The 19,603-nt window shown below is 69.0% G+C and carries 21 protein-coding genes; 7 read left to right on the forward strand and 14 right to left on the reverse strand.

Translation table 11 applies throughout. From position 1 onward, the window contains the following. Nucleotides 1-5: 5 nt before the first annotated feature. Genes AB0B89_RS24965 through AB0B89_RS24975 form a run of 3 tightly spaced genes read right to left on the reverse strand, consistent with a single transcriptional unit; the run spans nucleotide 6 to nucleotide 1,598 of the window. Nucleotides 6-515, reverse strand: a complete 510-nt coding sequence (locus tag AB0B89_RS24965) for a hypothetical protein (protein ID WP_358557375.1) — start codon at nucleotides 513-515, stop codon at nucleotides 6-8. Continuing rightward, on the reverse strand, nucleotides 512-724 hold the full coding sequence (locus AB0B89_RS24970) for a DUF397 domain-containing protein (RefSeq protein WP_358557378.1): 213 nt from the start codon (nucleotides 722-724) through the stop codon (nucleotides 512-514). The genes AB0B89_RS24965 and AB0B89_RS24970 overlap by 4 nt, the downstream gene beginning before the upstream one ends. 13 nt (nucleotides 725-737) lie before the next feature. Next, the gene (locus AB0B89_RS24975; protein ID WP_358557381.1) at nucleotides 738-1,598 is read right to left on the reverse strand and encodes a helix-turn-helix transcriptional regulator; all 861 of its coding nucleotides are present in this window, start codon (nucleotides 1,596-1,598) and stop codon (nucleotides 738-740) included. A gap of 179 nt (nucleotides 1,599-1,777) precedes the next feature. On the opposite strand from AB0B89_RS24975, the gene AB0B89_RS24980 reads away from it, so the two are divergent. The 6 genes from AB0B89_RS24980 (at nucleotide 1,778) to AB0B89_RS25005 (ending at nucleotide 7,232) form a co-directional block, all read left to right on the forward strand. Continuing rightward, nucleotides 1,778-2,230: an ATP-binding protein gene (locus AB0B89_RS24980; protein ID WP_358557383.1), complete on the forward strand. Its 453-nt coding sequence runs from the start codon at nucleotides 1,778-1,780 to the stop codon at nucleotides 2,228-2,230. A gap of 460 nt (nucleotides 2,231-2,690) precedes the next feature. Then, nucleotides 2,691-3,812, forward strand: a complete 1,122-nt coding sequence (locus AB0B89_RS24985) for an adenosylhomocysteinase (protein ID WP_358557386.1) — start codon at nucleotides 2,691-2,693, stop codon at nucleotides 3,810-3,812. Between the two features lie 3 nt (nucleotides 3,813-3,815). Beyond that, nucleotides 3,816-4,409, forward strand: coding sequence for an NUDIX hydrolase (locus AB0B89_RS24990; protein WP_358557388.1), 594 nt, complete (start codon nucleotides 3,816-3,818; stop codon nucleotides 4,407-4,409). 83 nt (nucleotides 4,410-4,492) lie between these two features. Continuing rightward, nucleotides 4,493-5,449: a cyclase family protein gene (locus tag AB0B89_RS24995; RefSeq protein ID WP_358557391.1), complete on the forward strand. Its 957-nt coding sequence runs from the start codon at nucleotides 4,493-4,495 to the stop codon at nucleotides 5,447-5,449. A 466-nt stretch (nucleotides 5,450-5,915) separates the two neighbouring features. Next, nucleotides 5,916-6,461 (forward strand): UTRA domain-containing protein, encoded by a 546-nt coding sequence (locus AB0B89_RS25000; protein ID WP_358557394.1) that lies wholly within the window; start codon nucleotides 5,916-5,918, stop codon nucleotides 6,459-6,461. Nucleotides 6,462-6,464: 3 nt separating this feature from the next. Then, complete coding sequence (locus AB0B89_RS25005) at nucleotides 6,465-7,232, forward strand: GntR family transcriptional regulator (RefSeq protein ID WP_358557397.1); 768 nt, start codon at nucleotides 6,465-6,467, stop codon at nucleotides 7,230-7,232. 201 nt (nucleotides 7,233-7,433) lie between these two features. On the opposite strand, the gene AB0B89_RS25010 is transcribed toward AB0B89_RS25005, so the two are convergent. Continuing rightward, nucleotides 7,434-8,180: an aminotransferase class III-fold pyridoxal phosphate-dependent enzyme gene (locus tag AB0B89_RS25010; protein WP_358557429.1), complete on the reverse strand. Its 747-nt coding sequence runs from the start codon at nucleotides 8,178-8,180 to the stop codon at nucleotides 7,434-7,436. On the opposite strand from AB0B89_RS25010, the gene AB0B89_RS25015 reads away from it, so the two are divergent. Then, a complete protein-coding gene (locus tag AB0B89_RS25015; protein ID WP_358557400.1) occupies nucleotides 8,122-8,259 on the forward strand; it encodes a hypothetical protein in 138 nt (45 codons plus the stop codon). The genes AB0B89_RS25010 and AB0B89_RS25015 overlap by 59 nt on opposite strands. A gap of 297 nt (nucleotides 8,260-8,556) precedes the next feature. Here AB0B89_RS25015 and AB0B89_RS25020 read toward each other — a convergent pair whose 3' ends face one another. The 10 genes from AB0B89_RS25020 to ftsW all read right to left on the reverse strand — a co-directional run. Continuing rightward, nucleotides 8,557-10,806 carry a hypothetical protein gene (locus AB0B89_RS25020; protein WP_358557403.1) on the reverse strand — a complete coding sequence of 750 codons (2,250 nt, stop codon included), beginning with the start codon at nucleotides 10,804-10,806 and terminating at the stop codon, nucleotides 8,557-8,559. Between the two features lie 44 nt (nucleotides 10,807-10,850). Continuing rightward, nucleotides 10,851-11,720, reverse strand: coding sequence for a DivIVA domain-containing protein (locus AB0B89_RS25025; protein ID WP_358557406.1), 870 nt, complete (start codon nucleotides 11,718-11,720; stop codon nucleotides 10,851-10,853). A 48-nt stretch (nucleotides 11,721-11,768) separates the two neighbouring features. Further along, nucleotides 11,769-12,059, reverse strand: a complete 291-nt coding sequence (locus AB0B89_RS25030; protein WP_358557432.1) for a YggT family protein — start codon at nucleotides 12,057-12,059, stop codon at nucleotides 11,769-11,771. A gap of 82 nt (nucleotides 12,060-12,141) precedes the next feature. Beyond that, nucleotides 12,142-12,651 carry a cell division protein SepF gene (gene sepF, locus AB0B89_RS25035; RefSeq protein WP_358557408.1) on the reverse strand — a complete coding sequence of 170 codons (510 nt, stop codon included), beginning with the start codon at nucleotides 12,649-12,651 and terminating at the stop codon, nucleotides 12,142-12,144. 106 nt (nucleotides 12,652-12,757) lie between these two features. Continuing rightward, nucleotides 12,758-13,468: a YggS family pyridoxal phosphate-dependent enzyme gene (locus tag AB0B89_RS25040; RefSeq protein ID WP_358557411.1), complete on the reverse strand. Its 711-nt coding sequence runs from the start codon at nucleotides 13,466-13,468 to the stop codon at nucleotides 12,758-12,760. A 105-nt stretch (nucleotides 13,469-13,573) separates the two neighbouring features. Then, complete coding sequence (gene ftsZ, locus AB0B89_RS25045) at nucleotides 13,574-15,031, reverse strand: cell division protein FtsZ (protein ID WP_358557414.1); 1,458 nt, start codon at nucleotides 15,029-15,031, stop codon at nucleotides 13,574-13,576. A 235-nt stretch (nucleotides 15,032-15,266) separates the two neighbouring features. Continuing rightward, complete coding sequence (locus AB0B89_RS25050; protein WP_358557417.1) at nucleotides 15,267-15,938, reverse strand: FtsQ-type POTRA domain-containing protein; 672 nt, start codon at nucleotides 15,936-15,938, stop codon at nucleotides 15,267-15,269. Then, nucleotides 15,935-17,344 (reverse strand): UDP-N-acetylmuramate--L-alanine ligase, encoded by a 1,410-nt coding sequence (gene murC / locus AB0B89_RS25055; RefSeq protein ID WP_358557420.1) that lies wholly within the window; start codon nucleotides 17,342-17,344, stop codon nucleotides 15,935-15,937. The genes AB0B89_RS25050 and murC overlap by 4 nt, the downstream gene beginning before the upstream one ends. Then, nucleotides 17,341-18,432, reverse strand: coding sequence for an undecaprenyldiphospho-muramoylpentapeptide beta-N-acetylglucosaminyltransferase (gene murG / locus AB0B89_RS25060; RefSeq protein ID WP_358557423.1), 1,092 nt, complete (start codon nucleotides 18,430-18,432; stop codon nucleotides 17,341-17,343). Before murG ends, murC begins: the two co-directional genes overlap by 4 nt. Nucleotides 18,433-18,442: 10 nt before the next feature. Continuing rightward, nucleotides 18,443-19,603 (reverse strand): putative lipid II flippase FtsW (ftsW, locus tag AB0B89_RS25065; RefSeq protein ID WP_358557426.1); only part of this gene is annotated, 1,161 nt, incomplete at its 5' end.

Genomic DNA, 19,603 nt, shown 5'->3' on the forward strand with positions numbered 1-19,603 from the left:
GAAAGCTACGAGGCCGGACTCCACCTCCGAGGCTCGATCATGTGGCTGAAGCTCCTCACCTCAACCACATGATCCGAACTCCAAACAGCTCCTAGTACTTTCTCCCGCACGAGGGGACCGTAACAGTGACCGAGAGTGTCGTACCGCGTCCTGAGCTCCTTCAGGAACATCATCTCGAAGCTCTCGTCCACAACCTCGGAGCCCATTGCGAGGATCCGTTCGAAAGCCCGCATGAAGTTTCGCAGGATCGGCAGGTCCCCGGTCTCCACAGCGGGATAGAAGAGGGCTTCCCACAGTTCGAGGAAGTACATGTAGGGGTTGTCCTGGGGTACGGCGACAGGTGGCTCGCCAGGCGCGGCCCCTTCGAGCGCGTTGATGGTCGGTCGACCCTCCGGAACCTCCTCCCAGAGGATGGCCCGGACCCCCAGCGAGTAGTCGTAGCTGGGATCCGGCTTCCACTTCCTGGCGAGATCAACCAGCGACGGAGCCCGCGTACGCCACCTGAAGTTGATCAAACGGCTGCGGCAAGGCTGCCGGACTTCACGCCTAGGACGAAGGCGTGCCACTCGTCAGAGTTGAACGCCAGGACAGGGCCGCCGGGGGTCTTGCTGTCTCGAACACCGATCACACCGGCGTGGGCCGCTACCTCGACACATGCGCCGTTAGCACCGCTTCGGCTGCTCTTTCGCCAGATGGCGAGGGACAGGTCGGGGGTCTGCGACATCCCGCGGTTCCTCTCACTTGATCTCCGCTTCCAGCACAGCGGCCACCATGGCTCGGGTAGCCTCTGGGCTCGCGGCGACGGCCCGAAGGTGTTCAAAGACCAGGTTATATCGCTGGATGTCGGTCTCGTTCTCCAGAAACAGATCGGCCGTCGTGCCCTCGATGTAGATCACATCTTCGTTTCCCTCGCCGAACTGCATGATGATGAAGCTCCCATGCATACCTGGGTGTGCGCCTCCGTTGAACGGGACCACTTGGAGCGTGATGTTGGGCTCCTGGGAGACCTCGTGCAGCTTGCGAAGCTGGGCTTTCATCACATTCCGTCCGCCCACATGGCGATGAAGCACCGCCTCGTCGATGACGGCCCAGAGGTGCAGTGGGCGCTCCTGGGCGAGGAGAGCCTGCCTCTGCAGACGAGCCTCGATTCGGGCTTCCACCTCTTCACGGCTTGCCATCGGCGGCATGCTGCGGATGACGGCACGAGCGTAGTCCTCGGTCTGAAGGAGTCCCGGGACGAACAGGGATTCGTAGTTGAGCAGGCGCTGAGCCTCCTGCTCGAAGCCGATGTAAGCCGTGTACTGATCGGGTAGCTCGCGCTCGAACGTGTGCAGCCAACTCCGTTCGGCCGACTCTTTCAGGATCGCCTGAAGCTCTTCACGGAGCGGCCCTTCGACCTTGTACAGGTCGAGAAGCGTCCTCAGCGTACGCACCTGGGGGCGGGCCTTGGCGGTTTCAAGGCGGTAGAGCGTCGCTCCGTTGATGCTCGTGATCTCGGTGACCTCGTCTCGGGTCATGTCGGCGGCGGCCCGGAGTTTGCGCAGTTCGGAAGCCAGGCGCCGGAGACGGACGGTGGGGGTGGTACCTCGCCGTGACATGACGACCTTCTCTCTATGCCGTGTGCGTGCACGCATACCTTGCGTTATTCCTTGACGCGAACGAGCTGTAGTCATTAGATTACCGCGAGTCACCAGGCGATGCCGCGTGAAGCCCAGAGTCCAGGGCATCGATTCGGCTTCGCGTCCTCTGTCCAAGGTCTCCCGATAGGGGCAGCACCGTGAACCCAACGAGCGTCCAGGCGGCCGAACCGCCCCCAACGAGCCGCCTCGCACTGGCGGCCCTCCCCGGTTCGGTACGTACCGCCCGCCGCCACGTCCACGATCTTCTGCACAGGTGGGAGCTTCCCCACCTCATCGAAACTGCCGAACTAGTGGTCTCCGAGCTGAGCACCAACGCCATCAGGGCGACGGGCATCATGACCGACAGCCCCGGCTACGGCGAGCTCACGGGCGGCCTCAACGCGATATGCGTCAGCCTGCATGTCGTCGACTCACGAGCCGTGATCGAGGTGTGGGACGCGAGCCCCAGCCCCCCGCACATCAAGGACGCCGACCCTGACGACGAGGGCGGCCGTGGCCTATTCCTGGTCGAGGCGCTGACGACGCGATGGGGTTTCCGCCGGCCCGAGACCGGCGGCAAGGTCGTCTGGGCGGAGATCAAGCCCGGTTGATGCCGGCCGGTGCCACAGCCGCAAGCATCCTGGAGGCCCACATCGTGAGGCGAGAAGCGGATCTGCATCAGGCCGCCTCGGCGCTTCAGCGGGAGAACGCCGGGTGGGTCGTCATGTGGGCGAGTTGGCGGAGGAGGTTCTGCGCCTTCTCGGGTCTGATCCACCCGACCGGCGTCATCGTGGAAGCGACCACCCCGGAACGCCTCCTCGTCCTGATGCGCCAGGCCGAAGCAGAAACTCGAACCACCCGGCCGGTCTCAAGCCCCGAGAAGCACGTGAATACTCATGCCGCATAGCCCGGCCGATGAGTCGGGTTCCAGCAGCGAGGTCACCGATGCCCACCTTACACGGACACACCGGCGACCCCTCCGGCCGTATCCGGGCCGGGGATCACCCCGCTCGACCCCTCACCGCACAAACGCTAGACGTCTCCGCCCCTCGTCCCCCAAGAGAGAACTACATGGAGTCATTCGAACGGGCCCGGCTCGACGCCTACTTCGGCAAGATCGGCGCACAGCTCGCACCCGCCGCGCGGCCGACGTGTTTCATGGTCACGCACCTGCTGTCCGAGCGCCCGAGCTTCGTACAGGCCGTCGCCTCCGTCTCGCGGTTGCGCGCGGTGCTGCCCAAGCCGAAGTCGATCGATTCCGCGGCGCGACGCGAGGTCGAGCGCCTGGTCCCTTGCGACTCCCTATCCCGCGAGCTGTTCGGGACGCCCGAAGCCGCCCTGGACTACTTGGAAGCGCGAGCGGCCGGCGAGTCGCTCGTGCTCCTGGACGTCGGCGGCTACTTCGCGCCCTCGCTGGCCGCGCTGTGCGAGCGGTTCTCCGGGTCCGTCCTCGGCGTGGTGGAGGACACCGAGAACGGGCATCGCCGCTACGCCGGGCTCGCCGATCTGGCCTGTCCTGTCGTCTCCGTCGCCCGATCCCCGCTCAAGGATCCCGAAGACTTCCTTGTCGGGCAGTCCGTCGTGTTCTCCACCGAGGCTCTCCTGCGCGGCCGGGGAGACATCCCGTCCGGCCGACCGGCCCTGGTCGTCGGCTTCGGCAAGCTGGGCAGCTCCATAGCCCGGCTCCTGCATGCGAAGGGTGTGCACGTCACGGTGTTCGACATCGACCCCGTGCGGCGTGCCCAGGCGCTCAGTCAGGGATTCGCCGTGGCCCGCGACCGCGAGACGGCGCTGGCGGGAGCCGGGCTCGTGCTGTGCGCCACGGGTGCGCTGTCACTGCGGGGCGAGGACTTCCCTCACCTGCGCAACGGCGCCTACGTCGCCACTGTCACCAGCAGTGAGGACGAGCTCGACCTCGATGGTCTCCCGAACGTGTACAGCCGGGCCGACGCCGGCGAGCACATCACCCGCTACCAGACAACCGGGCATTACTTCTACCTGCTCAACGAGGGCAACGCCGTCAACTTCCTGCACGGCGCCAGCGTGGGACCGTTCATCTACCTCGTACAGGCTGAGATAGTCGCCGGGATGCACATGCTCAGCCGGGGCGACCTCGCCCCCGGTATGCACGAAGTCAGCGCCACCGACAGAGCCGCGATCGCGGCGACCTGGCTCAACTACTTCGACAGGTGATCCATGACCATCACGGCGCGGCACATCCGCGACACCCTGACCGGCTACCTCGCCGCCCACCCGGACGAGACGGCGGCGCTCACGCCCGTACTCGGCCTTCTGGACGCCGGGGCCGACATCGCCACCCGCAAGGAGTTCCGTGGCCACGCCACCGCCGGAGCCGTTCTCGTCAACGACCTGGGTCTCGTCCTTCACGTCCACCACCGGGTCCTCGGCACCTGGCTGCTCCCCGGCGGACACCTCGAAGACACCGATGAGACCCTGCTCGGCGCGGCCCTGCGGGAACTCTCCGAAGAGACCGGCATCCCGGCTGACTCCGTGACCCCAATGGGAGACGGGCCGCTCCACATCGACGTGCACCCCATCCCCGCCAACGACGCCAAGAACGAACCGGAACATCAGCACTTCGACTTCCGTTTCCTCTTCCACACGACGGCCGACATCGCCGAACTACAAATGGAAGAAGTCACCGCCGCCACCTGGCGCCCCGCCGAAAGCCTTCACGACCAGCACCTACGCCGGCGCCTGCCGATCGGCAAGACGAAAGCCCGGTCACGGCGGGCCAGACCCTCTCACTCACAATGGCCCAGCGGATAGCCGAGGCTGAAGAGGGGTTCGAGGAAACGGGATACCCTGCCTGCTGTGCCTCGAAGGACGTGACCGGAGGAGTCGATGCGGGGATGACGGCAGGACGACCGGTGCCCACACAGGACGACGTGCTCGGGTATTTCAACACGCTGTCGAACTGGGGACGGTGGGGTGACGACGACGAACTCGGCACTCTGAACCACATCACCGACGACGTCCGGCTGGCGGCGTCGCGGGCCGTGCGCCACGGCAGGAGCGTGTCGTGCGCATGGGAGGTCGCCGTACCGGAGGACATGGAGCGGTCGACGACGACGTGCCCGTGCGCCGCCGACATGCCGGGTGCCGAGAACATGCCGGTGCCCGGATTCCGCGACGACCGGCGCTGGGGCTTTTCGTCCGAGCGGCTCGGCGTCACGTTCCACGGCAACACCCTCACCCACGTCGACTCGCCGTGCCACATCTTCTGGGACGGCACGATGTACAACGGGCGGTCGCACTCGCTGGTCGACGCCGCGACGGGATCGGCGTGGGCGTCCGTCACGGCGGCGGCGAACGGGATCATCACGCGTGGTGTCCTGCTGGACATCGCGAGCGTGCGGGGTGTGCCGTGGCTGGAACCGGGGCAGGGCGTGTTTCCCGACGATCTTGAGGAGGCCGAGCGTCGCCAGGGTGTGCGGGTGCGATCCGGCGATGCGGTACTCCTGCGGACCGGCTATGGCCGCGTCCGGCACGAGACCGGTGCGGTCAGCGGTTTCACGCAGGCCGGGTGGCACGCGTCCTGCCTGCCGTGGCTGCATGGACGGGAGGTCGCGCTGATCGGCGCTGACACCCCCCAGGACGTTCAGCCATCGGGGTACGAAGGCGTGTTGATGCCGGTTCACGCCGTGAGCCTCGTCGCCATGGGTCTGTGGATGCTCGACAACTGCGACCTGGAGGCGTGCGCGACGACGGCTGCCGAGCTCGGCCAGTGGGACTTCCACCTCGCGGTCGCGCCGGTCCGCTTCGCCGGTACGTCCGGCAGCCCGGTCAACCCGATCGCCACATTCTGACCGCGGTCCACGAGGAGGTGCGACGCACCCGGCCCGCACCTGGAACGCGGTCGTGGTCGCTTGGGACACGCCGCCGGGCCGCCCGCCCTGATCAGGACCGAGCGGCTCGTTTGATCTCGTTGACGAGCTTGTCCACGTGTACGACGTCGATCCGGGCCCGTAGCGTGCCGTCGGGAACGAGCAGATCGAGCTGATGGGCCAGAGCTTCCACGAGGTCTTGGTGAACGTGGTGACCAGGATTGGCCGGTGTCCGCTGAATGCTCGGCGAGGTTGGCCGCCCGGTGCAGGCGGTGACGCGACTCTTCGATGACGGCCTGTTCCCGCCGAATGGGCACATTGTTCTAGAGGGAACAGAGTAGCGATGCACTGCTGCGTGCCCTTCAAGCGGTCGTGAGGCGCGGGAGCAGTGGCCGGTAGAGTGAGACCAGCCTTACTACTTTGCCACCTAAACCGCTCGGAGTTCTCCATGGACCATTTCGGAGGCTGGATCGGCAGTTCGGAGTCATACCTGTCCCCACGTGCGCAAGGCCAGGCGGATGCCTGGTCGGAGGAACTTTCCGAGACAGGCAGGTCCGGCTCTCAGCGCCTTCGTGAGGTAACCGAGTTAGTGCCACCCGCTCCGGTGGCCCAGGCTCTGCGGATCGAAAAGGGTCACACCGCCATCGTTCGCCGCCGACGGATGCTTGTGGATGAGCGCCCGGTTGAGCTCACCGATTCGTACTACCCGGCAGCGGTCGCCGCCGACACACGGCTCGCCGAGGCCCGCAAGATCCCTGGTGGAGCGTCTACTCTTCTGACGGAACTCGGCTATGTCCCCGACGAGGTGTACGAGGACATCTCCATCAGTCGGGCGCTGGAGGAGGAGGCCGCACTTCTCGACGTGGAGGTTGGCACGCTGGTGGTTGTGCTGTTCAGGGTTGTCTTCGCGGCGGGACGGGTGCCGTTCGAGGCGTCGATGATGACGATGCTTCCCGAAGGTCGCCGTTTCCGTTACCAGTTCAAAGTGAGGTGATCCATGACCAAGAAGACAGACCCCCGGCCCAGACATCAGCAGATCGCGGCGGAGATTCGGGCTTTGATCATGTCGGGGGATCTGCTGCCCGGCATGCGTTTGCCGACGACTCAGCAACTGATGGCCCAGTACAGCGTGACCAGTCAGACCGTGCAGCGGACCCTGAACGTGCTGAAAGACGAGGGCTTCATCGCAGGCCGGGCTGGCGTGGGGGTCTTCGTGCGCGCCGAGCCGGCCTTGGCGATCGTTCCCGCTTCCTACATGCCTCCACGCCGTGACGATGAGGCTTATCCCTGGATGACCGAGGCAGCTAAGCGATCGCTCCGGGGAGCCGTGAAGCTTCTGGATGTAGCCGAGGTGAAGCCTCCCGCAGCTGTCACCGAGACGTTCGACCTCACCGAGGACGATCTTGTTTCGGTCCGCCACCAGCTCCTGCTGCTCAACGACGCACCCACCGAGCTCGCGTGGATCTATCATCCGCTCTCCATCGCCACGGGCACTGCCCTGATGGAACGTCGCAGGATTCCTGGTGGCTCGCCACGGCTGCTCACCGAGCTGGGGCTCCCACCACATCACTGGGTCGACAAGCTTTCCGTGCGGCTCCCCACCACCGACGAGCTGGAGAGCTTGGAGCTTCCCGATGATGTGCCCGTACTCCGCACATTTCGCACGGTTTACACCGCTGATAACAAGCCGATCGAAGCACAAATCCTGATCAAGGGTGGCCATCTCTACGAACTGGTCTACCAGCAGCATCTGCTTGGGAACTGAGCTACATCGCCGACCACATCGTGCGCAGAAAGCCGCACAGACATGTGCAACCTTACTACATTAGCGGCTAAGGAGATAAGCATCTCCTATCATGGACAGGCCTCGGCGGCCCGCTGCAAGTGGGACACCGGTCAGCCATGAAGGGCCGAACGATCGCCCCTCTCTCCGCGGTGGGCGCGATGGAGGCGGAACCGGTCGAGGTCAGGCGACGTGGGCGTCGGCTTTGGTGAGGGCCTCGTCGAGGATGGCGAGGCCCTCCTTGGCCTCGGTGTCGGTGATGGTGCACGGAGGGACGACGTGGATGCGGTTGTAGTTGTACACGGGCCACAGGCCCCGGGCCTTGCACGCGGCGACGACCTCGTCCACCGGGCGGGTCTCGGCGCCGCCGGCGGCGCCGGGGACGAGCATCTCCCGGGTCTCGCGGTCGCGCACCAGTTCCAGGGCCCAGAAGACGCCGAGGCCGCGTACCTCGCCGACCGAGGGGTGGCGTTCGGCGATCTCCCGCAGGCCGGGGCCGATGACCTGCTCGCCGATCCGGGCGGCGTTCTCGACGATGCCGTCCTCCTTCATCGCGGTGATGGCCGCGACGGCGGCGGCGCAGGCCAGAGGGTGGCCCGAGTAGGTGAGACCGCCGGGGTAGGGGCGGGTGCGGAAGGTGTCGTAGATCGCGTCGGAGACGATGACGCCGCCCAGAGGGACACAGCCGGAGTTGACGCCCTCGGCGAAGGTGATCAGGTCGGGGGTGACGCCCCAGTGGTCGACGGCGAACCACGCGCTGGTGCGGCCGAAGCCGGACATGACCTCGTCGGCGATGAAGACGATGCCGTGCCGGTCGCACAGCTCGCGCACACCGGCCAGGTAGCCGGCCGGGAGCACCAGGATGCCGGCTGTGCCGACCACCGTCTCCAGCACGACGGCGGCGACGGTCGACGGGCCCTCGAAGGCGATGACCTGCTCCAGGTGGGCCAGCGCGCAGGCCGTCTCCTCGGCATCGGTCGTGGCGTGGAAGTGCGAGCGGTACAGGTAGGGCCCGGCGTCCCGAGTCCGACCGGAACCCCGGGCCGGCTGTCCGAAAACATCAGCACGCGAAGGCCAGCACGGACCCGTGAAGCCGGGTTATCGCCGCATCCCAATCCCGGATAAGGGACCGGCGCCCAAGCGATCTCCTGCCCCCGTCGCGGCTGCCCGAAGCACCGGCGAACGCCGGATGAACCATGGTCCGCACGTGACCCAGGTCATCCGGGAAAGCCACTCCGCCGACACGGTCGTGAACACGCGGCCCGGCCCGCCAGGAGTCGCGGGCCGAGGGGAAACGTTGAATGCTTCAGTCGTCGCGGTCGCAGACGGAGCAGTGGGTCAGGCCGGCGGCCTCGGCGTCGGGCTTGGACATCGTCTCCAGGGTGCCCGGGTCCGATCCCTTGATCAGCGGGCAGGCGGAGCTGTGGTAACGCCGGGTGCCGGGGATGACCTTGACGATGCCGGGGCGCATCACCTCGACGGTCGGGTCACTCTTCCTCGGCCTGTCCCCGGCGGTGCCCTGCCTGTCCCCTGTACCGGTCTGCCTGTCACCGGCGCCGCTCGGCTTGTCACCGGCATCACTTGACGGGGTGCCGGTGTCCCCCGGCTCGACGTCGCTGTGCCCGCTCGTGGAGTCGCTGTCCCCGCGCTTGGCGTCGGTGTCCCTGCGGGCGGGGCCGGTGTCGGACCGCTCGGGGGTGCCGCCGTCCGGCTGCGGCTTCGACGGCTTCTCGGCGGGCGCGGCCGGCTTGGGGTTGGCGCCGGTGGAGCCCGCGCCACCCGAAGTCGCGGTGGCCTTCTCCGGCTTCGCGGGCTTCCCGGCGGCAGGACTGACGGCGCCCTTCTCGGGCCCAGCGCCCTTCTCGGGCCCGGCGCTCTTGCCGGGCTCGGTCCCTCGCTCGGGTCCGGCGCTCTTCGCGGAGTCGGTCCTTCTCTCCGGTCCTGCGCTCTTCGCGGAGTCGGCGTCCTTGGACGTGTCCGCCTTGCCGGGGGTGGCGGCCGTCCTGTCGCCGGTGGTGGCCGTCTTGCCGGGGGTGGCGGCCTGGCGGGGCGCGCCGCTGACCACGACGACCGGATCATCGTCGTTGTCGTCGTCGTGAGCCTCGACGGGCTTCTTGCCAGCCGTTCCGGGCTTGCCCGCGGACGGGCTCGGGTCGGACGACGCCGTGCGGGGCCCCCCGCCAACGGGCTCTCCGGGCCTCGCGTCACCGGCCGACGGCTTGCTCGGCCCGGCTGACGGCTTGCTCGTGCCGGCTGACGGCTTTGGCGGGTCCGAACGCTTGAAGGCCTCGAAGGGGGAGAGGGCCTCGGGAAGCTTGACGGGGGCGATCGGAAGGTCGATCGGGGTGGAAGAGGGGCCAGGCTTCTTCGCGGAGGAGGAGCCACCGGGTTCGCCCGAAGAGCTGCTCGAAGGGCTGCCGGTCGGCGGCTTGTCAGTGGACGAGCCCGGGGAAGGAGCCGCGAACCATGCCTCGGACCGCCAGGTGGAGGACTGCTCCCCGTCGGGACGCTCGGTCTCGGCGTCCACTGAACCGGAGGAAGAGGAGCCGGCCTGAGTCCCGGCGCGTCCGGGGGCCTTCTCGATCGGACCCGATGAAGAGGAACCGGTCTGAGTCCCGGCGCGCCCGGGAGTCTTCTCGATCGGATTCATCGGTGACTTGGCGGGGACCTGGGGCACCGGCCGCGTCTCATCGGACCTGTAACCGGACGCGGGCCCGCGTCCCGTCTCGGCGGCCTTGCCCTCGGCCTTGTTCCGGCTCTCGGCCTGGTGCTCGGGCTTGGTCGCGGCCTGGCCTTCAGGCTTGTGCCCTGTGCCGGAGCCGGTCGCCGCCCTGTCGCCCGCCACGCCCGTGCCGCCGGGCTCGGCGCCACGCCCGGATTCGGACGTGCGGCCCGCCTCGGACGTGCGACCTGTCTCGGGCCTGTCGCCAGGCTCGGATCTGTGGCCGGTCTCCGTGGTGCGGGGGGTGGGCTCGGAGGTGCGGACGCTGTCGGACTTGCGGGCGGTGTCGGGCTTGTAGCCGTCGGGGAGGCAGGTGGTGCAGGCCGTGAAGCCCTCCTCGCGGGCCTCCTCGTACGTCAGCTCCTCGAACTCGCGCCCGGCGAGCTGGCGGCACCCACGCAGGTGGAACCGCTTGCGCCCGGGGATGACCAGCACGATCGCGTCGGCGGACGGCCCGCCTCCCGCGCCACGCCCCGGCCCTGTCGCGGGGAACGCCCGCGGCGGAGCCAGCGTGGCCGTCTGGAACCCCAAGTGGGGCGCGGCCATGGGGTGTGCGAGGGGGACCCCCGGGGAAGCCGCCACTCCACCGGGACGGCCCATCGAGCCACCCGCGACTCCGGCGCCTGCCACGGGCATCGGCGACGCGGTGGCCGCCGTAGTGCCGCCGGAGGGGAACAACTCATGGCGACGCAGCAGCGCCCCGATCATAAGGAAGACCGCGGACAGCACGCTGACCACGATCGACCACATGACCAGGACCGCTGTTCCGGTCACCACGCCCGCGACCAGCAGGCCGAAGGCGAGCACCACCAGAATGGCGCTGAGGTAGATCACAGGGACTCCCAGTCGCGGGTCGGTGAGGAACCTGACCCGTTACCCTAACGGCGATCGTTGTGGGGGCCGTCGACTCCCTGGAAGGCTCCGGAGTGCTGCGTGGGCTCGGGGCCGAACGGGTTGTTCTGGCCACCGGGGATCTGCTGCTGGCCACCGGGAGCGACAGCGTGGGACATGGCAGGAGCCCCGCCCATCTGAGCACCCACGACGGGGAAGCCGCCGCTGCCCTCGGCCGACACGTTGAGCTCGGCGAGCTGGTTCTCAAGGTAGAGCTTGAGCCTGCTGCGGTACTCGCGCTCGAAGCTCCGCAGCTCCTCGACCTTGCGCTCAAGCTCGTCACGGGTCTGCACCAGCGAGCCCATCGCCTGCCTGTGGCGCTCCTGCGCGTCGCGCTCAAGCGTCTCAGCGCGGGCACGGGCGTCACCGATGATCTGCTCGGCCTGGCGGCGGGCCTTGCCGAGGACCTCGTCGGCCTCGCGTCGCGCCCGGGTGACCGTCTCGTCGGCCTCGCGGCGCGCGTCGGCGATCGCCTGGTCCGCGGTCTGCTGCGCCAGGGCGAGCACGCGGGCGGCGGTGTCCATGTTGTCCTCGGCGGGGGGCATTCCCATGCCGACGGGGACAGGCTCGGGCCTGATGGGCTCCGGTGGCTTCATGGGCTCCGGCTGCGGCATCATCATCTCGGGCTTGGGCTCGGCCACCGGGGCGGGCGCCATGCTCATGCCCATCCCACCCGGCACCTTGCCACGCAGGCACTCGGTCAGCTTCGCACGAAGCTCCTCGTTCTCCTGGATGAGGCGGTCGAGCTCGGCCTCCACCTCATCAAGGAAGGCGTCGACTTCTTCCTCGTCGTACCCCGGCCGCAGCCGGGTGGTACTGAACTGCTTGTTCCGCACATCAGCGGGCGTCAGCGGCATTTCGGTCTCCTTGGCGCGCTCGGAGTCTGTCCGGAGGACGGTACCCGATCAAAAACGAAGCGCGGACACGATTTGGATCATGACCAAGACCACAATGAACAGCACTGTGAAGCTTAGGTCAAAGGCCACCGTACCCAACCGGAGGGGCGGAATGAAACGGCGGAGGAACTTGAGAGGTGGATCGGTTGCCGTGTATGTGGCTTCCGCGAGCACCAGGACGAGCCCTGTGGGACGCCAGGAGCGGGCGAACGCCTGCACCGTCTCGAAGATCATCCTGCCGATCAACAGTATGAGATAGATGTACAGGACTCCGACCAAGATGTCCTTAACGATCCCCACGGTCGCGTCCTGCCTCCATCCCGATCTGCCGACCTCGGTCCGGGCGGGCCATGTCTGGCCGTTCACTGTTCATGGTGGAACTCTAGCTCTGGTTGAAGAACCCGCGTTCCGCGATTCGGGCCTTGTCCTCGGCGGTCACCTCGACGTTGGCAGGGGACAACAGGAACACCTTGTTGGTAACACGTTCAATGCTGCCATGTAGGCCAAAGACCAGACCTGCCGCGAAATCAACAAGACGCTTGGCGTCGCTGTCGACCATTTCTGTCAAGTTCATGATGACGGGAGTTCCCTCGCGGAAGTGCTCGCCGATCGTTCGCGCTTCGTTGTACGTACGAGGATGAAGGGTTGTGATTCGCGCCAGATCGGTCGTACGGCGCTCGACTACCGCGGACCCGGACCTCGGAGCCGGGACCGGGGTCTCGACCTCCTCCTGGCCGTCTTGGGGCGTTCCAAGCCCGCGCTCGTCACCGCGGCGCCGGTCGACGTAGTCGTCCGTGTAATCCTCGTCGTCGGCGTAATTGCCATAATCCGGGTAGCGGTCGTCCTCCACGAGACCGAGGTAGACCGCCATCTTGCGCATCGCGCCGGCCATCGCTACGTCGTCCTCCTGCTCATGGTCGCCGTACCCAAGGCAACCTAAGGCACCGCTGTCGACCTCTGCTCGGATACATGGACATCAAGGTCCACTCGGGGGGACATTACCTGACGAAGGGCTTCCGGCGACCGAGCAACGCCGTACCGACACGCACGTGTGTCGCTCCATGCGCGATCGCCTCGGCCAGATCTCCACTCATTCCCGCCGAAACGACGGACGCATCCGGATGGACCACCCTTAGAGCAGATGAAAGTTCTGAAAGCCTCGCGAACGCCCTATTTGGATCGCCCCCGAGTGGGGCCACCGCCATGACGCCACCGAGGGCCAGACCCTCGGTCCCGGCGATCAGGTCGGCCATGGCCGGCAGCTCCGCCGGCGGCACTCCGCCGCGGCCCGGATCGTCGTCCAGGGCCACCTGGACCAGGCAGGTGACCCGCCGGTCCGCCTTGACGGCCTCGCGGCCCAGGGCCCCGGCCAGCCGCGCGCGGTCGACCGAGTGGATCACGTCGGCGTAGGAGACGACGGACCTGGCCTTGTTCGTCTGGAGCTGCCCGACGAAATGCCACGTCAGGGGCAGGTCGGCGCATTCGGCGGCCTTGGCGGCGGCCTCCTGGTCGCGGTTCTCGCCGACGTCGCGGATGCCGAGCTCGGCGAGGATTCTCACGTCGGAGCCGGGATAGGTCTTGGTGATCGCGACAAGGGTGACGTCCCGGCGCGCGCGCCCGGCCCTCTCACAGGCGCCGGCGATCCGGCGCTCCACCTCGGCCAGGCCCGCCGCGATCTCGTCGCGTCGTGTGGTGTTCGCGTTCTTCACGTGGGGGTTCGGTCACTTCAGAAGGTCAGGAACATGCGGATGGGACGACGTCGCGAGCGCGGCACGTGCCCGGCTCCCCGGAGGGGAACAGGCACGTGCCGGCACTCACTTCAGGAAGTCAGGGACGTCCAGCTCCTCTTCCTGCTCCTCGAAGACCACCGGACGGCGCCGGGCGGGCTCGGAGACGCGGGAGGTGATGGGAGTGGGCAGCTCGGGCGCCGGCCTCGGGATCGACACCGGCCCCTGGGGCTGCTGCTCGGAATGCGAGGCGGAGCCATGCGAGCTGTTCGAGGACTCCCCGGTCTCACGACCGAACGGGGTGGGAGCCGAAGCGGTCACGGGCGCCGGGTCGGGCGCGGGAGCGGGCTCCGGCGCCGGCGGGGGCGGAGGCGCGGCCTGGGTCACCGGAGCGGGCTGCGCGGGCGGCAGCGGACGTACCGGGGCCGGGCGCTGCTCGGCGCGCGCCGGCTCGCTCTTGGGCGCGGGGAAACCCGATGTGACCGGGCGGGACTGCTGGCTCGGCTGGGACACGGGCGCCGGCGCCGCCTGCGGGGCGGGACGCGCCGCGGGCTGGGGGCGCGCGGCGGGCTGCGGCGGGGCGGGCGGCTTCTCCGGCTCGGGCTCGTCGAAGCCCGCGGCGATCACCGTGACCCGCACCTCGTCGCCGAGGGCGTCGTCGATGACCGTGCCGAAGATGATATTGGCGTCCAGCGCGGCGGCGTTGGACACCAGCTGCGCCGCCTCGTTGATCTCGAAGAGCCCGAGGTCGGACCCGCCCGCGATGGACAGCAGGACCCCGTGGGCCCCGTCGATGCTCGCCTCCAGCAGCGGGCTGGACACCGCCATCTCGGCCGCGGCGACGGACCTGTCGTCCCCGCGCGCGTGACCGATGCCCATCAGCGCCGAACCCGCGCCCGACATGACCGACTTCACGTCGGCGAAGTCCAGGTTGATCAGACCGGGGGTGGTGATGAGGTCGGTTATGCCCTGCACACCCGAGAGCAGCACCTGGTCGGCCGCCTTGAAGGCGTCGAGCACGCTGACCTGACGGTCGGAGATCGACAGCAGGCGGTCGTTCGGGATGACGATGAGCGTGTCGACCTCGTCGCGGAGGGTCTCGATGCCCGCCTCCGCCTGCGCCGCGCGCCGCCGCCCCTCGAAGCTGAAGGGCCGGGTCACGACACCGATGGTCAGCGCGCCGAGCGACCGGGCGATGTTCGCCACGACGGGCGCTCCGCCCGTGCCGGTGCCGCCGCCCTCGCCCGCCGTGACGAAGACCATGTCGGCGCCCTTGAGCACCTCCTCGATCTCCTCGCGGTGGTCCTCGGCGGCCTTGCGCCCGACCTCGGGATTGGCTCCCGCGCCGAGGCCGCGCGTGAGCTCGCGGCCCACGTCCAGCTTGACGTCGGCGTCACTCATCAGCAGCGCCTGGGCGTCGGTGTTGATGGCGATGAACTCGACGCCCTTGAGTCCCTCCTCGATCATCCGGTTCACGGCGTTCACTCCGCCGCCGCCGATGCCGACGACCTTGATGACCGCGAGGTAGTTCTGCGGTGCTGCCACGACGAGGGGCCTTTCCGCTCGTTTACTTGCATTACGTGAAGCCCGAAACGGGGCCGGACCTTCTTGTTTAACTCTCACCCTCAAGTTGAGATTTAGAGTTATGTCAACCTGAGGAATGATACGGACAGTAGGGTTGCCCCTCCCCCAGGGTCAACTCACCGCGCCGCAAGCTCGCCCGGCGTGTCGCAGCCTGTCCCATTCGCTCCTGCCGGAACCTGTCCGGCTGTGGGGCATATCACTTGACTGTCACGACATCCGGTGAGCTGACGTCGTAACTGTCGGCCGGGCGTTGGAGCAGTGTGAGGGCGATGCGCGCCTTGTCACGGGTGCGCTCGGCCCCGCCCCACACGATCGTACGGCCGTCGGCCAGGCGAAGTGAGACATCGTCCGGCGACACGGCCCGCACCATCTCGACTCTGCGCGCCAGATCGCCGGGAAGCCCGCCGGCGACCGCGAGCGCGGCCTTGGTGGCGGGGTCGTCCACGGCGAAACGGTCGACGTGGAGGGCGGGAAGGCCGCCCGGGGCGACGTCCCTCACCTCGATCACGACCCCGTGCCGGTCGACCACAGACGCCTTGCCGCCCCCGAGGACGACCGCCACCGGCCTGCGCTCCACCAGGCGGACGCTGAGGGTGGCCGGCCAGTTCCGCTCCACCTCGACCGACTCGACCTGCCGCAGCGCGGCGATCCTGCTCCGGACCGCCTCCAGGTCGACCATGGCCATCGGCTGGCGGTCGGGCACCGCCGCCGCCTGGCGGACCTGGTCGTCGGGAAGCGTGAGGTTCCCCGAGATGGCGATGTCGCGCACGCCGAGGACCGGCGAGAAGAACACCAGCCAGGCGGCCGCTCCCACCACCCCGCAGGACAGCAGGACGGCGAAGGCCGTGCGCCACGCCGACTGGCTCACCGCGAGGCGAGCTCGGCGACGATATGCGGGCCGAGCTCGGTCACGTCTCCCGCGCCCATGGTGAGCACGACGTCACCCGGCCGGGCCCGCTCGGCCACGATGGCCGGGACCGAGGCCCGGTCGGGCACGTAGACCACCTGCTCGGGCGGGAGCGGGACCTTGCCGGCGACCAGGGCGCCGGAGACCCCGGGCTCGGGGTCCTCGCGGGCGCCGTAGACGTCGAGGACGATGGCCTCGTCGGCCAGCCCGAGCGCGGCTCCGAACTCGTCGGCGAAGAAGCGGGTGCGAGAGTACAGGTGGGGCTGGAAGACCGCGATGACGCGGCCGGACGGCCCGGAGAACGACGCGACCACGTCGCGGGCGGCGCGCAGGTCGGCGGCCAGCTCGGTCGGGTGGTGGGCGTAGCTGTCGAACACCGCGACCCCGGCCGCCTCGCCCTTGGCCTCGAAGCGGCGCTTGGCCCCGGTGAACGCCGCGAGCCCGTCGCGGAACTCGTCGAACGGGACCCCGAGCTCCTCGGCCACCGCCAGCGCGGCGGTGGCGTTCAGCGCGTTGTGGCGGCCCGGCACCGCCAGCCGGACGTCGCCCTTGCCCTCCACCGTGAACGCGACCCCGAACCCGTCGGGGGCGATGTCCACGACGCGGAGGTCGGCGTCCTCTGACTCGCCGTAGGTGCGCACGAGCAGGCCACGGGCACGCGCCAGCGGGATCAGCGCAGCGGCGCCCGGGTCGTCGGCGCAGACCACCAGCGCCGAGCCGATGCGCTCGACGAAGCGGGCGAAGCTGTCGTGCACCGCCTGCGGGTCGCCGTAGTTGTCGAGGTGGTCGGCCTCGACGTTGGTCACCACCGCCACCCGGGGGGCGAGCATGAGGAAGGACCCGTCGCTCTCGTCGGCCTCGGCCACGAAGACGTCTCCCGCGCCCTCGTCGGCCCCGAGGCCGGTGGTCACGAGCTGGCCCCCCACGCAGTAGGAGGGGTCGCGCCCGCACTTCTGCAGGGCGACCGTGAGCATCGAGGTGGTGGTGGTCTTGCCGTGCGTGCCCGCGACCGCGATGCCGACGCGCCCGACCATCACGGCGGAGAGCGCGGCGGCGCGCGGGATGACGCGCAGCCCCTGGCGCAGCGCCTCGCCGAGCTCGGGGTTGGAGTCGCGGATCGCGGTGGACACCACCACGGTGTCGACGTTCCTGATGTGCGAGGCGGCGTGGCCCACGTGCACGGTGGCGCCGAGCTCGCGCAGCTCGGACACCATCTGCGAGCTGCGGGCGTCGCTCCCTGACACGTCGACGCCGCGCTTGAGCAGGATGCGCGCGATGCCGGACATGCCGGAGCCGCCGATGCCGATGAAGTGCACCCGGCCGAGGTCGCCCGCGGCCACCGGCTCGATCAGCTTCACAAGGCTCATCGGCGGCCTCCGGCGGAGACGATCTCGATGACCTTGCGTGCCAGCACCGTGTCGGCGTCCTTGCGGCCCATCCGCGAGGCGGCGTCGGACATCGCCACCACCCGCTCGGGGTCGCGCAGGACGGGAAGCACCGTCTGGATGATCCAATCAGCGTTCAGGTCGGCGTTGTCGACCATCATCCCTCCCCCGGCCTCGACGATCGGCATCGCGTTGAGCTTCTGCTCGCCGTTGCCGTGCGGCAGCGGCACGTACGCCGCGGGGAGCCCCACGGCGGTGAGCTCGGCGCAGGTCATCGCCCCGCTGCGGCACAGCACGAAGTCGGCGGCCGCGTACGCCAGATCCATGCGGTCGACGTAGGGCAGCACGACGTACTGCGGGTCGCCGGGCGGGGGCTCCTGGCTGACGGTGTTCTTCGGGCCGATCACGTGGAGCACCTGGACGCCCGCGTGGCGCAGGGCCGGGGCGGAGGCGAGGGCCGCCTCGTTGATGGCGCGCGCCCCCTGCGAGCCGCCGAAGACCAGCAGCGTCGGCCGGTCGTTCTCAAGGCCGAAGTAGGACCTGGCCTTGTCGCCCGTCGACAGCCGGTCGAGCGCGACGATCTCGCGCCGCAGCGGGATGCCGACGTACTCGGCGTGGGGCAGCGCGGCGTCGGGATGGCCGGTGAACACGTGGTCGGTGAGCCGGGCGCCGAGCCGGTTGGCGAGGCCGGGACGCGGGTTCGCCTCGTGCACCGCGATCGGCACCCCGCGCCGCCGGGCGGCGAGGTAGGCGGGGGTCGCGACATACCCGCCGAAGCCGACCAGCACGTCGGCCCGCACGCGGTCCATGACGCCGGCGGCCGCGTTGATCGCCCCGGCCAGCCGGCCGGGGACCGTCAGCAGCTGCGGCGTGATGGCGCGCGGCAGCGGGACCGCGGGCACCAGCGCCAGCTCGTACCCGCGCGCGGGAACCAGCCTGGTCTCCAGGCCGCGCTCGGTGCCGAGGCAGGTGATCCCGATGCTCGGGTCCTGCCTGCGAAGCGCGTCGGCCAGCGCCAGGGCGGGTTCGATGTGGCCGGCGGTGCCGCCGCCTGCGAGGACCACCCTCATGTCGGTCCTTTCACTCCACGTGCCTCGATGTCGGTCGGGGCCGCCCCGTCCGGCGAATCTTCGCCAGCGTGCGACCCAGGCCAAGCCAGCTTAGAGCCCGCGCCGCGGGCCCGGGTCCACGAGCGGCGAGCGCGGCGGCCGCGCCGGGCTCGCGCTTGGCGAACGACAGCAGCATGCCGAGCGCCGCCAGCGTGGGCAACAGCGCCGACCCACCGTAGGACACGAGCGGCAGCGGGATGCCGGTGATGGGCAGCACACCGATGACCGCGCCGATGTTGACGATGGCCTGACCTGCGATCCAGGCCACGGCGGCGGAGGCCGTCAGCCGGATGAACGGGTCCTTGACGCGGGACGCCACGCGCAGCCCGGCGTACCCGAGGAGGCCGAAGAGCGCGACCACGAGCAGCGTGCCCATGAGCCCCAGCTCCTCGCCGATGATGGAGAAGATGAAGTCGCTCTCGGCGTGCGGCACCCAGCTCCACTTCTGCCTGCTGCTGCCGAGGCCGAGCCCGAACCAGCCGCCCGAGCCCATCGCGATCTGCCCCTGCGCCGCCTGGTACCCCGACCCCTGGGCGTTGCCCCAGACGTCCAGCCAGCCCTCGATGCGGGCCGAGCGGTAGCCCTCGACGCTGATCATGATGATGGTGGCCAGCGCGGCGACGGCGAGGATGCCGGAGAACAGCCGCAGCGGCGCGCCGACGACCCACAGCAGCGCCAGGAAGATCAGCATGAGCACGAGCGTGGTGCCGAGGTCGCGCCCGAGCATGACCATGACCGCGAGGATCGCGGTGCCGGGCATGAGGGGGATCAGGAGCTGCCGCCACTCGATGAGGCCGCCCTTGGCCTTGCGCGCGAGCAGGTCGGCGCCCCAGAGCACCAGGCCGAGCTTGGCGGGCTCGGACGGCTGGATGGTGAGCCCGCCCATGTAGATCCACCGCTGGGCGCCCAGCTCGGTCTCGCCGATGAAGATGACCATGATCAGGCCGATGATGGACAAGGCCATCAGGGGGTAGCCGGCGAGCCGGAAGAACCGCTGCGGCAGCCGCGAGCAGATCCACATCACCGGGATGCCGAGCCCGACCGACAGCGACTGCTTGAGGAACCAGTAGAAGGGGTTCCCCGTCTTCTGCAGCGCCTCGATGCTGGAGGCCGACAGCACCATCATCAGCCC

Origin of the sequence: Sphaerisporangium sp. NPDC049002 (assembly GCF_040649355.1) — a bacterium.
In the GTDB taxonomy this organism is placed as follows: Bacteria; Actinomycetota; Actinomycetes; order Streptosporangiales; family Streptosporangiaceae; genus Sphaerisporangium.

Excerpts from the sequence above, each read along its gene's own strand:
- AB0B89_RS24970 (WP_358557378.1), bottom strand. The coding sequence starts at position 724 with ATGTCGCAGACCCCCGACCTGTCCCTCGCCATCTGGCGAAAGAGCAGC.
- AB0B89_RS24975 (WP_358557381.1), bottom strand. The coding sequence starts at position 1,598 with ATGTCACGGCGAGGTACCACCCCCACCGTCCGTCTCCGGCGCCTGGCT.
- AB0B89_RS24985 (WP_358557386.1), top strand. The coding sequence starts at position 2,691 with ATGGAGTCATTCGAACGGGCCCGGCTCGACGCCTACTTCGGCAAGATC.
- AB0B89_RS24990 (WP_358557388.1), top strand. The coding sequence starts at position 3,816 with ATGACCATCACGGCGCGGCACATCCGCGACACCCTGACCGGCTACCTC.
- AB0B89_RS24995 (WP_358557391.1), top strand. The coding sequence starts at position 4,493 with ATGACGGCAGGACGACCGGTGCCCACACAGGACGACGTGCTCGGGTAT.
- AB0B89_RS25000 (WP_358557394.1), top strand. The coding sequence starts at position 5,916 with ATGGACCATTTCGGAGGCTGGATCGGCAGTTCGGAGTCATACCTGTCC.
- AB0B89_RS25005 (WP_358557397.1), top strand. The coding sequence starts at position 6,465 with ATGACCAAGAAGACAGACCCCCGGCCCAGACATCAGCAGATCGCGGCG.
- AB0B89_RS25025 (WP_358557406.1), bottom strand. The coding sequence starts at position 11,720 with ATGCCGCTGACGCCCGCTGATGTGCGGAACAAGCAGTTCAGTACCACC.
- sepF (WP_358557408.1), bottom strand. The coding sequence starts at position 12,651 with ATGGCCGGCGCGATGCGCAAGATGGCGGTCTACCTCGGTCTCGTGGAG.
- murC (WP_358557420.1), bottom strand. The coding sequence starts at position 17,344 with ATGAGCCTTGTGAAGCTGATCGAGCCGGTGGCCGCGGGCGACCTCGGC.
- murG (WP_358557423.1), bottom strand. The coding sequence starts at position 18,432 with ATGAGGGTGGTCCTCGCAGGCGGCGGCACCGCCGGCCACATCGAACCC.